Genomic DNA, 12,731 nt, shown 5'->3' with positions numbered 1-12,731 from the left:
CAGATTTTCGTCGTCGTAGGGGTGTGGCGTGCAAATACAGGAGAACGGCGGACCTGTGTGCCTCTTGTTTTCGGGAGGCGCCTCATCAAGGATGAGCTATGGTCGCCTTCGGCTATCTCGTCCTCGCCATCTTGAGCCTTGCGAAGGCCGTACGTACAAAAATGTGCCCGATATAAACTTCATAAAGGCGTTTTGTGACGTCCATAGCGGTCATTCATTGAAAATTCGAAGATTATGTGTTATGTGCCTTTTATATCAGGCATGAAGGATATTCATGACCGGCATAAGAGGCAAAATTGATGGTTTCCACCATTCGAACCTATTCGCGCGCAACGCAGGAAGCGCTCGTCCTTATGGGCGGGCAGATCAAGCTTGCCCGCAAACAGCGCAAGATGTCCGAAGCCGATCTTGCTGAGCGCATCGGCATTGCCCGCAGCACCTTGCAGATGATTGAAAAGGGAAGCGCCAAAGCTGAAATCGGCCTGGTGTTCGAGGCGGCTCATCTGGTTGGCGTGCCGCTGTTTGTCAGTGAGCCATCAGCCCTTGCTGCTCAAGTTGCCCGCGTCGGGGACAAGCTTGCGCTGCTGCCGCAGTCTATCCGCCGCCCGCGAACGGAGGTGAAAGATGACTTCTGAGCGCAAGACAGGCGACCGGCAAAGGTCAAGACCGCTGCCGCGTGACGCCTATGTCTGGATCTGGTTGCCTGGAAGCACGGAACCTGTCGTCGCCGGACGTCTTGCCCGCGATGGCGACCTTCATGTTTTCAACTACGGCCGGTCCTATCTGGAACGCCCCGACGCCATCCCGATCTATCTGCCGGAATTGCCGTTGCAGCGCGGCGCGCTCGTCCCGCAGGCACCGCTCGACATGGCGGGCGCCTTGCGCGACGGATCGCCCGATGCCTGGGGGCGCAGGGTCATCATCAACCGGCTAACGGGCTTGAAGGGCGTTGACGCACAAGCGGTCGAATTCGATGAGTTGACCTACATGCTGAATTCCGGCTCCGACCGCATCGGTGCTCTGGATTTCCAGGTGTCGCCGGATCGCTATGAGCCACGCGAAGCCGAAAATGCAACGCTCGAAGAGTTGCTGGAAGCGGCCGAGCGTGTCGACCGGGGCGAGCCAATTCCGCCTGCTCTCGACAAGGCCTTGTTTCATGGCAGTTCCATCGGCGGCGCCCGCCCGAAGGCATTGATTGCCGATGGCGAAGACAAGTTCATCACCAAATTTTCCGCGACGAACGACACCTATGCCATCGTTAAGGCGGAATATGTGGCGATGCGTCTGGCCGATGTGGCAGCCGGACTCAATGTTGCCCCCGTCAGGCTGGTCAAGGCCAGTGGCAAGGACGTGCTGCTGGTCAAGCGCTTTGATCGCGCGCGTACAGAAAAAGGATGGACGCGGCGCGCGATGGTCTCGGCGCTAACCATGTTTGGCCTGTCCGAAATGCAGGCACGATATGCCAGCTATCGCGATCTTGCCGACATCATCCGCGCGCGCTTCACCGATCCAAAAGAAACGCTGAGGGAATTGTTTGGGCGTATGGTGTTCAACGTGCTCTCGGGCAACACCGACGATCATGCGCGCAATCACGCGGCCTTCTGGGATGGCACCTCGCTGTCGCTTACGCCCGCCTACGACATCTGCCCCCAGCCGCGCACCGGTCGCGAGGCCAGTCAGGCTATGCTGATAGGGGAGGAGGATCGGCGTAGCCGCCTGGAAACCTGCCGTGCCGCAGCATCCGCCTTCCTGTTGGGTGCCGCGGACGCCGATGAAATCATAGACGCACAGGTCGAAGGTATCCGAGCAGCTTGGGGCGACATTTGCAATGAAGCCGAACTCAGCGCTGTTGATCGGGCGTTTCTTTGGGAACGACAGTTCCTGAACAACTATGCCTTTGAAAGATAGAGATCGAAGATTGCTCGTTGACTTATGGTTGTAATTGCTGCTTTGATATAAACCAGACGAATGTCTCTAGAATGGCGAGAAGCAAACACGAGTTTGGGTTCGATGGGACGGTTGACCGTCGCGATAGTTTTGTGGAACTGATTCAATTGACGTTGCACTTTGCGCTTCTTAGGTAACGCAATGGAGTTGGGGGCAAAATGCGGATACGCCTCGACCAGATCACGGTCAGAAATTTCAAACGGATTGAAGAGCTCACCATAGATTTAAAGCCCGTCACAGCACTAGTCGGAGGGAACACAAGCGGAAAGAGCAGCGCGTTACAAGCAGCGCAACTCGGTGTGTCAATCCTGCAGGCTTCGTTGCGTAGGCTTCGTGGCGACGGTACGCCCGAATTCGCTAGTACAGTATCGAACGACGCAGTCTTGTTTCGGCCGACCGAAAATCTTTTGGATCTGCGCCGGGGTGATCCGGCAACGCAGAGTCTCGGATACTCCATCACCTATAGCGGGGTCGATCTAGACACGAACGTCATAAAAGAGATGACAATAGAGGTCAAACGGGGAAAGAACGCTAACATCGCGATCAACCGTGTCGGCAACGACGACTTGGCGGCTGTGCTTGCCGATTCCGACCGACCATTCTCGATCTTGACGCCTGGTCTTTCTGGCATACCGATGCGCGAGGAATGGCGCACAAAGGGCGCTATGGACGCTGCCGTCATGCACGGTGATGCGAATCTGTACCTTCGCACCGTGCTCGACCACTTGTTCACCCGTGACCTGGATGAAATGGCAAGGACCTCATGGACAAACACACGCAACATAGGGGGGCTTCCTGAGAGCGGTTGGAAGACGTTCTCTACCCTCCTTGACCGTTGCTATCCCGGTGCGCGCGTCATCGTGGCGCATGACCAACACCGCGACCGCTATGTAAGAGTCGAAGTCGAGGGTACGGATTCACGAGTGACGATCGACATGGCTTCCACGGGCATGTTGCAGGTGATCCAGATTATTGCCTACGCTTGCTTTTACGCGCCCCCGCTTTTGCTACTTGACGAGCCGGACGCCCATCTTCACGCTGACAGTCAGTCGAGATTGTACGAAGCGCTGCGTGGCGTTGCCGCGGAGACCCAAACGAGGGTCCTGTTTGCCAGCCATTCCCCGCAATTGATTCAGCGCCTTATGTACGACTCCGACGCCGCTGTCATCTGGATGAGCGGGGGCGTTCAAGTACCTGTCGACGATGCCCAACGGCCAGCGCTTCCGATTCTCATGACTCTTGGTGCGCTATCGGCCGGTGCCGACGCCTTTGACCCCGCCCGCCCCGTTCTTTTGATGACCGAGGATAAGCGCACCAAACCAGTCACCGCGTTGGCGCTAGCCAACGGGGCACCACAAAACCTCGCCGTCATCTCCTACAATGGATGCGGCAATCTGCCGGCCGCCCGTCTGCTCGCCAGCATGATTACTGACATGAGACCCGACGCCCGGATTATCCTCCATCGCGACCGCGACTTCCGCACTCAGCCCGAGATGGATTTCGAGATCGCGACCGCGGCTGCCGAACGGCAGCGGAATGGAGTCACTCGCGTCACTGAGGTGTTCACGCCTCTCAACGACGTGGAGCATTCCTTCGCCCAGGCGGAGCACCTGAAGGCTAAGTTCCAACAGATCGCGCCTGACGTGATTGATGCTGCGATTTCCGATGTGTCGGCTTTCAAGCGCGACCAACTCGTCGCCGCCGCGCACACGGCACGCGGCCAAATCCGGATGACAGTCTACGACAGCCCACGCAAGCGCGGGAAACCCGAATGGGCACAGTGCGGCATGCCTGCGGATCCGCCAGCGAATGCCAACTTCGTGCCCGCAAACGGCCTGATCCCAGTTGCCTTCGAGCACAGCCATGGCAAGATGCTAATGGATGGCATCCGTCCGCGCATACATGAACTCGTGGGCGGAGCGACACAGGATTGCGAGAATAGAATCTACTCTTCTTCAGAGCATCTCATCGCTCCAAGCTGGATAAATGCGTTTAATCCTCCTCCAGTGTAGTGGCCGTGGTTACGCTATTGCTGTTGGTCTACGTTAAATTATCGAAAGACCGCTTTCAAAATCTATTTTGGCTGAGAATATATCCAATGTGATGGTGTGGAACAGCCGCGGGGTGGGCGGTTATCCTGGCAATCACAACTGGCCATTAAAGACGATCATTCTTGGCCGCATAATCTCACTCACCCACATCCTCTGAAATCTCCTGCCGGAGTTGCGGCCCCTTGGCGAGCCGCCGTCCGAGCGCGGTGATAAAGGCATCGTAGCGTTCGCCAGTCTTGGCGCGGGCAGCTTGCGCAGCGGGTTCCGGCAGGGCCGGGGTTGTCGACAGCCAAAAGCGAACGAACACCGCAAGGGTTTCGACGGAAATCCCGACATCGCGTTCGAGGCGCGCGATGCGACGATCGATCTGATCGAGACGCTTGGTGAAGGCTGCTTCCTGACGCTCGGCCGCGTCAGGTGAGAGGAAGGATTCGATCGCCGCTTCGGCAATGAGAGACCGGGACTGGTCCCGTCGCGCCGCATGTTCGACGAGACGTTTCATGACAGCGGGTTCGACATAAACGGAAAGGCGTTGCTTGCGGGGTGATTTCGTCATGTGCGCCTCACAGGTCCATGCCGTCGTCGGGATCAAGCGAGACCTGACGCGCCACGCCCTGCATGACACGGGACAAGCGGCTATTGCGGACGGCGTCTTCATCCGTGTCATCCGGCAGGTCGATTTCAAATTCGTTGCTGATCGGGGCTTTCTTCTCGACCGGCGTGATGCGGTTGAGTTCAGGCTGATGCCGGCGTTCGGACTCGGTCGGATCTTCGTCGCCTTGATCGCCGTTTGGCAAATGAGGTGCGGAAAGCTCAGGCCTGTCAGGTACCGGCAGGCTGGTCCAGTCGTCGCGCCGTCCAACCGCTGAAGCGGTGAGCTTGGGCGGGGGCAGCAGGCGTTCCTTGAAGCGGGCGTCCTCGTAATACCGGGCCTTTTTCGCGCGGATCGGCGCTAGGCCCGCCGCCATGACGATCTCGTCGGTCGGCGGCAGTTGCATGATTTCGCCGGGGGTCAGAAGCGGGCGCGCCGTCTCGGAACGAGAGACCATCAGATGTCCGAGCCAGGGCGAGAGCCGGTGTCCGGCATAGTTCTTCATCGCCTTCATCTCGGTGGCGGTGCCGAGCGCATCGGAAACGCGCTTGGCAGTCCGTTCATCATTGGTGGCAAAGCTGACACGGACGTGGCAGTTGTCGAGAATCGAGTTGTTCGCGCCATAAGCCTTTTCGATCTGGTTCAGCGACTGGGCAATCAGGAAGCTCTTGAGGCCGTAGCCCGCCATGAAGGCCAGTGCGCTCTCGAAGAAATCGAGCCGCCCAAGCGCCGGAAACTCGTCGAGCATCAGAAGAAGGCGGTGCCGTCCGGCCTTGGCCTGCAAATCCTCGGTCAGGCGGCGCCCGACCTGATTGAGGATCAGACGGATGAGCGGTTTGGTGCGGGCGATGTCGGACGGCGGGACGACGAGATAGAGGGTAGCCGGATGTTTTGCGGCGACCAGGTCCATGATCCGCCAGTCGCAGCGGCGTGTGACCTCAGCGACGACCGGATCGCGGTAGAGGCCGAGAAACGACATGGCGGTGGAGAGCACGCCCGAGCGCTCGTTGTCGGACTTGTTGAGCAGTTCGCGTGCTGCGCTGGCAATGACGGGGTGCGGGCCGGCTTCACCCAGATGCGCGGTTTTCATCATGGCGGCGAGCGTCGACTCTATCGGGCGGCGCGGATCGGAGAGAAAAGCAGCGACGCCGGCCAGCGTCTTGTCGGGCTCGGCATAGAGGACATGGAGGATGGCGCCGACCAGCAAGGCGTGGCTGGTCTTTTCCCAATGGTTGCGCTTTTCAAGGGAGCCTTCGGGATCGACGAGGATATCGGCGATGTTCTGGACGTCGCGCACCTCCCATTCCCCGCGGCGAACCTCCAGCAGCGGATTGTAGGCTGAGGATTTGGCGTTGGTCGGATCGAAGAGCAGAACGCGGCCATGCCGGGCGCGGAAGCCGGCCGTGAGCTGCCAGTTTTCGCCCTTGATGTCATGAACGATGGCCGAGCCGGGCCAAGTCAGAAGCGAAGGCACGACGAGGCCGACACCCTTGCCGGATCGTGTCGGGGCAAAACACAGGATGTGTTCGGGGCCGTCGTGGCGCAGATAGTGCTCGTCATAGCGGCCGAGCACGACGCCATCGTGCCCCAATAGACCTGCCGCCTTCACCTCGTCGGGCTCAGCCCATCGGGCGGAGCCGTAAGTCTCAACCTTCTTGGCCTCACGCGCCCGCCAGACCGACATGCCGATGGCGACGGCTGCCGCGATCAGCCCGCCGGATGCGGCGATGTAGGCACCTTCCACAAATATCGATGGTGCATAGGCGTCATAGGCGTACCACCACCAGAAGAAGGCGGGCGGCAGGTAAAATGGAAAACCTAACAGCCGAAACCAGGGCTCACCTAGCTCCGGTTGGAAGGCCAGCCGCCAGGCCACCCATTCGGTCGCACCCCAAATGCAGATCAGAACAATCGAAAGAACGGTGAGGATCTGGCCCCAGAGAATTTTGGTTGCAGACATCGGTTTCGTCTTTCGTCAAAAGTTCAAAGGCCAATCCCGCGCTTGCGGGCAAAGCTCCAGTCGATGCCGCCATCGGCGCGGGCGATCCCGGAGACATGGCGGTCGAGATGCTTTTCGAGTGAGGGCGTCCAGGGCACGAGCTGGAAGCCAAGGCCGTCATCGATCATGGCGAAGCGGCCGGAGGCGAGCGTAAGTCGACGGCGATAATCGCCGGTCACATAATCGCCAGTCCCTGAAGCTTTGAGCGGTCGGCCGGTCTCGGCTGCGATCGCCTGACCTGCCTGTTCAAGTTCCTGGTTTCGCAGGGTCTCGATCAGGCCGCGCGGAAACATCACCTGGCTGCCACGACGCTCGGCAATGCCCTGCGCGACAAGATGATCGGCGCGCGCATGCAGGGCATGACGCACCTCCGCGCCGAAGCCGCCGTCAGAAAGCGCATGCTGATCACGGGCGATGTTTTGGCGATCCAGCCAGGTCGCGCCGGACGCGGTGATCTGTCGATCGAGGTCGTAGTCCGAGCGTACCGCGAGCGCCACGCGGCGCTGGCCGTTGGCGTCATCGAATTTGCGCAGTTCGACGATGGAACCGGGCGTGCTGTCACCAGCAGCGTCGAGGTTGGAAAGCTTGATGTGATGGGTGCGTCCATCAACGCCATCGACCACCGCATAGGCGGTGCCCTTCAGCTCGTCATCAAGGCCGCGGGCGACGAGTCGCCCGACAATAGTGTCATCAAGACTTTCACCAGCGAGGATGAAGCTCGCCGACCCGCGTTCAATGCCGTGATCTGTCAGCGCCTGGTGCATGCGCTTGATGATGTCGCCGCGCTCGCCAAGCGCTCGCAAGGTGGCTTCTGCCTTGTCGTCAATGATCCATTGCCCCGCGCCAACCTCATGGGCGAGGCCGAGGGTTTCGAGCTTGCGCAGTCGACCAACTTTCTGGGCGTGAAACTCGTCGGGCCGCTCGGCGTTGGCCGGCGCCACATCGACGATGCCATGGGCGTCACGATCACGGGACAGCTGGCGATCGAGCTGGGTCCAATGGTCGGCGTCAATCTGGGTGGTCAGGCTGCGGCGGATATCGAGGTCAGTGCGCGGCCCCAGCTCCTGGGTGACGAGGTCGGCCGCGCGGGCGCGCATCCCATCTTTGATATAGTCGCGTGCGATAACGAGGTCCCGGCCATCGTCAGCGCGTCCATGCAGAATGACATGTACATGCGGATTGTCGGTGTTCCAGTGATCGACGGCTGCCCAGTCGAGCTTGGTGCCGAGATCCTTTTCCATCTGGCCCATCAGATCGCGGGTGAAGGATCGCAGATCGGCCATGTCCGCAGCGTCCTCCGGCGATACGATGAAACGGAAGTGATGACGGTCGCCGTCCGCGCGTTCGGCAAAGGTCTGCCCATCCACCTCTGTCTCTCCAGGACCGAAGAGATGTGCCTTTTCCCCGTCTCGGGTCACGCCGTCGCGGCGCAGATAATTGAGGTGGGTGGTGAGTGGTGTTGCGCGAGCGCTTTGGCGGACTACGCGGGTCTTGATAACAACGACGCGGGAACGGCCGGTCAGAAGGTTATTGGCGCGCACGCTCGCCGTCCGGCCGCGGCCAAAGGTCGAGCGGGTGCCGGCGCTGATGCGGCCAGAGCGGGACACATGGCCGCCAGCCTTCTGGGCCGCTGCCAGGGCCTGCGCGATGAAGGGCCGCGTGGCTTGCGTGCCGGAACTGCGCACGCGGCCAGGACGGATACGAAAGTCCTCGTCGCCACTCATCGCAAAGCTCCAGCACATCGCGACAACGCATTGAATTTACGAAAATAATGGCAGGTCTGCGAGGTGCTACACTTCATCGCACCTCGCAAAAGTGATGCATAACCCACTGAAAATAAACGACCGACCAAGCCCGCACCTCGCGGCCTTTTATCTCGCCATCCTTCGGTCGTGTTGCCAGGCCTCAACCTCTGCGCACGCTTCTCTACGCCGGTGTCCGCTATCGTGCGATCAGGAACCCGAGTGCTCATGGTGTGCGTCCTGCACTGGCGCGGGCGACAAACAGGCCATCAGACTGTGGTTCGATGGCGGAGACATCGCGCACTTCCGTTGTCGCTTGAGCCTCCGAAGACGGGCGCTTTTCCGGTATGGGAATGGCGGTCTGGCGGGTGGCGTTCTGCGCGACGAACAGCGGCGCCTGTGTCCAGGTGACGGCATTCGAGGGAGCCGCCAAGACGCTGTCCGATGGTCCTTTGGCATCGAGCGATTGCGCTACAAGCGCGACATAGGCGCGGGTTTCACTGGGCAGCGTTCGGCCCTTGAGCGAGGCTTCATAGCGCCCTGGGCCAGCATTATAGGCGGCGATCCAGCCGGGCGAGCCGTAAAGGTCAAACAGTTCCCGGATATAGGCGGCGCCTGCGATGATGTTGTCATGCGGATCGTAAGGATCGGTGCCCAATCGGTGCCGCACACGCAGGTCTTTCCAAGTCGCGGGCATGATCTGCATCAGGCCCATTGCGCCCTTGGGCGAGCGCGCTCGGCGGTCGCCAGCGCTTTCTGCCTCCAGCACGGCACTGATCCAGCGCGCGGGAAGCTCAAACCGTGCAGCGGCCTCGGCGATATGATCGGCGTAGGCACCACCGGGCGATTGCGCAACCGGCGTCAGCGGATCGGCAATCGCAGGGCTTGGCGGTGGGCTCAGAAGAACGATGCCGGAAAGGAGAAGAGGGAGCAGGCGCATGGCGTCAGTCCCGTCCTTCGCGCTTTTGCGGACGGTTCCAGTGCAGAGACCAGGCGTGACCGGCGTCGTCGTCGCGGAAGAGATTGGCGCGGATCGGCTGCGGTAGCAGCGGGTCATCGAGAATCAAGGCGATGAATTCGCCAGCGCGTTCGCCGGTGCGTTTCCATCCGGCCCCGGCTTCCGGGCCATCCTGGGTATCGAGGTGGACACGGTAGTCCGGCGCGCCCCCCGTGTCGGACGGGGGAATGGCGACAATCACCAGCTCCGCGCTCAGCATGAGCGTGCGGATGTGACCGGAAAAGCCAGAAGGGTTGCGCGTAAACTGTCCGATCTGTGTCATGGAAACCTCCTTGGAATGGTGGAAGAAGACGGCAACGTGGGCGCTCACGGCGCTATTGCGCGCCAGGTGAAGTGGCCTGTTCCGGTCGTGTCGGTGTAGAGAGGCTGCGCCTTGCCGAGCACGTCCATGACCTGCATCGCGCCGAAATAGCGGCTATCGAGGCTGTCGCGGGCGGCGGGGTTGAGCAGAAAAACCGCGTTAGGAGCGATGTGCTGGCAGCCCTGCCAGACCGGCAGGTCTCGACCGCGCCTGTCGCGGTCGAGTGCGGCGGCGGCGAAACGTCCATCGATCATGATGTCGCGGCCGATCCGGCAGACCTGTTGCCCGGACAAGGCCGCGATGTGTTTCAGGAGGGGGACGCCACGACCGATATAGCCGCGCTCGACCATGAAACCTTCGAGCGCCTCGTCTGGTCTGACGACCACCAGATCGCCGATCTGAAGCTTGCTGGCCGGACCAACCGAATAGAGGCCAATGGGCGCACTGGCGGTGGCGTTCCAGAGCAGTTTCATCGGCATAGCGGAAAGGGTGGTGACGCCGAACCCTGCAAGGGCCGTGGCTGCCGCCAGAAGATAAAGGATGCGCTTCATTGGCTGACCTCGTGTCGTTTGAGCCATGCCCGATGACGCGCCAGCGTGTAGGGGCGTGGCGGTTCGCCGGTCGCGAGGCGATTGTGGAGATGACGCCAGTGATCGGGTGCGACGGCGCACGGGTCGATCCGCAAGGCCTCAATGGCGTCGATGTGGCTCAGAACCCGCTCGACCTTCGGCCAACTCGCCACGTGCAGCAGGATCTCGCCGCCGGGTGTCACGGAAGGCACAGTTTGGAATCCGCAGCCGGGTCGCACGGTGCGCACGACGTAGAGATGCGAACTCACCGTGCCGAACCTGTTCGCCGCCCAGCGGATGAGCGCGAAGACGCTCTCCGGCGCGAAGCTGACGCAGCGCCGGCGGCGGTCGATCAGGCGTTCGGAGGTCTCATGGCCGAAACGTATCCAGTGTTCGATCTGCTTTTCGATCCACACCAGCTCGACCTCGGTGAGTTCTGTGGCCTGCGCAGATGCTGGCCCAGCCTGGCGGATCGCTTGCTTGTCCGTCATCACGCTCATGACGGCTCTCCGGCGTCGGCTGGAAACTCCCGCGCGAGGAGATCGCGCAGCATGTCGGCAACGGTCATGCCCCGGCGGAAGGCGGCGATCTTGATGCGCCCGCGCATGTCCGGCGTAACGTCGATGGTCAGACGTGCGGTGTTGAGGGAGGTGTCAGCGCCGCGCGTTGGCGCATCAGGCGCCTTGATCCAGCTCTCCGGATCAGCTGGCCGGGCCGCGAAGCCGCGACGGGACGGGCGCTCAGTCATGACGATCCCTCCCGGCAGCAAGGCTCATGATGTCATCGGCGAGCCGGGCAATTTCTCGCGCGGCAGGTCCGTCGGGATCGAGTTCCTGCGCCAGCTGCCCGGATTGGGCGGCGGCGGCAAAGACGATGCGCTGGCCGATGGTTGCGCCGAGCACCGGCGGGTCATGGTCGGCAAGACCGTCAGCCGTTTCACGGGCGAGTATGGTGCGCGCCGCACAACGATTGAGGACGAAACGGGCGGCAAGGTCCGGACGATAGATGCGGGCTTCCTTGAGCAGGGCGAGCATTTCGGCGGAGGCCCAGCCGTCGAGCGGTGACGGCTGCACGGGGATAAGCACCAGGTCCGCAGCCAGAAGGGCCGAGCGCATCAAGCCGGCGACACGGGGCGGACCGTCGATGACGACGTGGTCGGCGCTGCGGGCGAGTTCCGGCGCTTCACGGTGGAGCGTATCGCGCGCCAGTCCAATCACACCGAAGAGCCGTGGCAGGCGTTCATGTTCGCGTTGCTGCGACCAGTCCAATGCCGAGCCCTGCGGGTCGGCGTCGATGAGGGTGACGCGCTGGCCCTGCCGCGCCCATTCACCTGCCAGATGCAGTGCCAGCGTCGTCTTGCCGACACCACCTTTTTGATTGAGGAGGGCCACGATCATCGCGCGCCTCCCGAACGCTCTGGAAACCGGCTCTTGGTGATCGGATTTCCGGGGTGTTCCTGGGCGTCAAAGGCACCGTCAGATGGGTTTTCCCCATCGCGCGCGCGCATCAAGAAGTTAGATTCTGAGTTAGATTCTAAGTTAAGGGGGCGATTTCCGGTTTTGCGTCTGTGGGTTACACCCTGTTTGGGTTCCTGATAGCACGAGGGGCCGGTTCCTGATGGCACGTGTCCGAGGGTTCCCGATGGCACAAGGCCGTCCACAGCTTGTCCACAGGCCGGATTAGGCTCGAAGGCGAGCAGCACGCGCCCGCCAACCTCGACCTCTAGAAACAGTGTGTATCCCGGCAAGGGCTGACGGCGCACGATGTCGCGCAGCTCAAAGGCGAAGCGCTTGAACGGCGATAGCGCGCCAGATTTCTGGTGCAGGTGACGGAAGTCGAATCGCCAACCGCTGCGCTGCCGTCCGCCATGCTTGCGCACAAGGCGATAGAGCCAGCGGTCAAGCCCGCCGGTCAGATCGAAATAGGCCCGGTCGATGGTCAGGATGAGGGCGTTGTCGAGGACAGCCTGATAGAACCAGTCGGGCACTATCAGCTCGATCCCATCCGGGCGACCAGTCCGATCCGTGCGCTCTTTCCATTCGTTGATCCAGGAGAAGCGATGGCGGCGGCCTTCCGCCGCCTGACGGATGGAGGTGCTGACCGTCGTCGATTGCAGGCGGTCGAGTGCTGCCTTGAGGCGCTGATAGTCGCGAAGCGATGTGCCGCGACCGATGAAGGTGAGAATTTCATAGGGCGTCGCCGCCATGAGCCGCGACGTGCGCAAGCCCGAGTCGCGAGCCTCAACGATCTGGCTTGCGGCCCAGATCAGGATGTCGGCATCCCAGATGGTGGCCATGCCGTGGTCGGGCACGGCCTCGACGCGGATCGAGACAGCGCCCGCGACGAAGTCGATGGGCGTGACGCGATGCGATTTCGACAGGGAGAAAAAGGGATAGGCCATGAGATCCTGCGCATCTCTTGGCGCGAAATCGCCAGGGAGCGCCCGAAAGAGATCGAGCTGCCCACGTTCCGAAAGGGTTCGATGCCGCGCCGACATGGAATAAGGACGCCG

General features: G+C 61.4%; 12 protein-coding genes and 1 pseudogene. 3 read left to right on the top strand and 10 right to left on the bottom strand.

The features are described 5' to 3' along the window. Positions 1 to 299 precede the first annotated feature (299 nt). From ACK8OE_RS16785 to ACK8OE_RS16775, 3 genes are all read left to right on the top strand, one after another. Positions 300 to 635: a helix-turn-helix transcriptional regulator gene (locus tag ACK8OE_RS16785; protein WP_410273504.1), complete on the top strand. Its 336-nt coding sequence runs from the start codon at positions 300 to 302 to the stop codon at positions 633 to 635. Then, positions 625 to 1,908: a type II toxin-antitoxin system HipA family toxin gene (locus tag ACK8OE_RS16780; RefSeq protein WP_410273503.1), complete on the top strand. Its 1,284-nt coding sequence runs from the start codon at positions 625 to 627 to the stop codon at positions 1,906 to 1,908. The genes ACK8OE_RS16785 and ACK8OE_RS16780 overlap by 11 nt, the downstream gene beginning before the upstream one ends. Positions 1,909 to 2,105: 197 nt before the next feature. Continuing rightward, the gene (locus ACK8OE_RS16775; RefSeq protein ID WP_410273502.1) at positions 2,106 to 3,959 is read left to right on the top strand and encodes an AAA family ATPase; all 1,854 of its coding nucleotides are present in this window, start codon (positions 2,106 to 2,108) and stop codon (positions 3,957 to 3,959) included. Positions 3,960 to 4,134: 175 nt separating this feature from the next. Here ACK8OE_RS16775 and ACK8OE_RS16770 read toward each other — a convergent pair whose 3' ends face one another. From ACK8OE_RS16770 to ACK8OE_RS16725, 10 genes and pseudogenes are all read right to left on the bottom strand, one after another. Continuing rightward, entirely contained in the window at positions 4,135 to 4,554 is a 420-nt protein-coding gene (locus tag ACK8OE_RS16770; protein ID WP_410273501.1) for a ribbon-helix-helix protein, CopG family, read from the bottom strand. A gap of 7 nt (positions 4,555 to 4,561) precedes the next feature. Beyond that, on the bottom strand, positions 4,562 to 6,550 hold the full coding sequence (locus tag ACK8OE_RS16765; RefSeq protein WP_410273500.1) for a conjugal transfer protein TraG: 1,989 nt from the start codon (positions 6,548 to 6,550) through the stop codon (positions 4,562 to 4,564). Between the two features lie 23 nt (positions 6,551 to 6,573). After that, positions 6,574 to 8,313 (bottom strand): relaxase/mobilization nuclease domain-containing protein, encoded by a 1,740-nt coding sequence (locus ACK8OE_RS16760; protein ID WP_410273499.1) that lies wholly within the window; start codon positions 8,311 to 8,313, stop codon positions 6,574 to 6,576. Between the two features lie 244 nt (positions 8,314 to 8,557). Then, positions 8,558 to 9,271, bottom strand: coding sequence for a lytic transglycosylase domain-containing protein (locus ACK8OE_RS16755; RefSeq protein ID WP_410273498.1), 714 nt, complete (start codon positions 9,269 to 9,271; stop codon positions 8,558 to 8,560). 4 nt (positions 9,272 to 9,275) lie between these two features. Then, positions 9,276 to 9,611 (bottom strand): DUF736 domain-containing protein, encoded by a 336-nt coding sequence (locus ACK8OE_RS16750; RefSeq protein ID WP_410273497.1) that lies wholly within the window; start codon positions 9,609 to 9,611, stop codon positions 9,276 to 9,278. 44 nt (positions 9,612 to 9,655) lie between these two features. Further along, a complete protein-coding gene (locus ACK8OE_RS16745) occupies positions 9,656 to 10,228 on the bottom strand; it encodes a S26 family signal peptidase (protein WP_410273496.1) in 573 nt (190 codons plus the stop codon). Further along, positions 10,198 to 10,710 (bottom strand): DUF2840 domain-containing protein, encoded by a 513-nt coding sequence (locus ACK8OE_RS16740; RefSeq protein ID WP_410273529.1) that lies wholly within the window; start codon positions 10,708 to 10,710, stop codon positions 10,198 to 10,200. Before ACK8OE_RS16740 ends, ACK8OE_RS16745 begins: the two co-directional genes overlap by 31 nt. A 5-nt stretch (positions 10,711 to 10,715) precedes the next feature. After that, a complete protein-coding gene (locus tag ACK8OE_RS16735) occupies positions 10,716 to 10,967 on the bottom strand; it encodes a hypothetical protein (protein ID WP_410273495.1) in 252 nt (83 codons plus the stop codon). Then, positions 10,960 to 11,616 (bottom strand): ParA family partition ATPase, encoded by a 657-nt coding sequence (parA, locus tag ACK8OE_RS16730; RefSeq protein ID WP_410273494.1) that lies wholly within the window; start codon positions 11,614 to 11,616, stop codon positions 10,960 to 10,962. Before parA ends, ACK8OE_RS16735 begins: the two co-directional genes overlap by 8 nt. Before the next feature lie 278 nt (positions 11,617 to 11,894). Then, positions 11,895 to 12,716 (bottom strand): annotated as a pseudogene (locus ACK8OE_RS16725) (replication initiator protein A); the annotation flags it as partial. Positions 12,717 to 12,731 lie beyond the last annotated feature (15 nt).

Origin of the sequence: Asticcacaulis sp. W401b (assembly GCF_046503825.1) — a bacterium.
Classification (GTDB): domain Bacteria; phylum Pseudomonadota; class Alphaproteobacteria; order Caulobacterales; family Caulobacteraceae; genus Asticcacaulis.
Note: the sequence above shows the minus strand (reverse complement) of the source record. Positions and strands in the feature narration are given on the sequence as shown.

Excerpts from the sequence above, each read along its gene's own strand:
- ACK8OE_RS16785 (WP_410273504.1), top strand. The coding sequence starts at position 300 with ATGGTTTCCACCATTCGAACCTATTCGCGCGCAACGCAGGAAGCGCTC.
- ACK8OE_RS16780 (WP_410273503.1), top strand. The coding sequence starts at position 625 with ATGACTTCTGAGCGCAAGACAGGCGACCGGCAAAGGTCAAGACCGCTG.
- ACK8OE_RS16775 (WP_410273502.1), top strand. The coding sequence starts at position 2,106 with ATGCGGATACGCCTCGACCAGATCACGGTCAGAAATTTCAAACGGATT.
- ACK8OE_RS16770 (WP_410273501.1), bottom strand. The coding sequence starts at position 4,554 with ATGACGAAATCACCCCGCAAGCAACGCCTTTCCGTTTATGTCGAACCC.
- ACK8OE_RS16765 (WP_410273500.1), bottom strand. The coding sequence starts at position 6,550 with ATGTCTGCAACCAAAATTCTCTGGGGCCAGATCCTCACCGTTCTTTCG.
- ACK8OE_RS16760 (WP_410273499.1), bottom strand. The coding sequence starts at position 8,313 with ATGAGTGGCGACGAGGACTTTCGTATCCGTCCTGGCCGCGTGCGCAGT.
- ACK8OE_RS16755 (WP_410273498.1), bottom strand. The coding sequence starts at position 9,271 with ATGCGCCTGCTCCCTCTTCTCCTTTCCGGCATCGTTCTTCTGAGCCCA.
- ACK8OE_RS16750 (WP_410273497.1), bottom strand. The coding sequence starts at position 9,611 with ATGACACAGATCGGACAGTTTACGCGCAACCCTTCTGGCTTTTCCGGT.
- ACK8OE_RS16745 (WP_410273496.1), bottom strand. The coding sequence starts at position 10,228 with ATGGCTCAAACGACACGAGGTCAGCCAATGAAGCGCATCCTTTATCTT.
- ACK8OE_RS16740 (WP_410273529.1), bottom strand. The coding sequence starts at position 10,710 with ATGACGGACAAGCAAGCGATCCGCCAGGCTGGGCCAGCATCTGCGCAG.
- ACK8OE_RS16735 (WP_410273495.1), bottom strand. The coding sequence starts at position 10,967 with ATGACTGAGCGCCCGTCCCGTCGCGGCTTCGCGGCCCGGCCAGCTGAT.
- parA (WP_410273494.1), bottom strand. The coding sequence starts at position 11,616 with ATGATCGTGGCCCTCCTCAATCAAAAAGGTGGTGTCGGCAAGACGACG.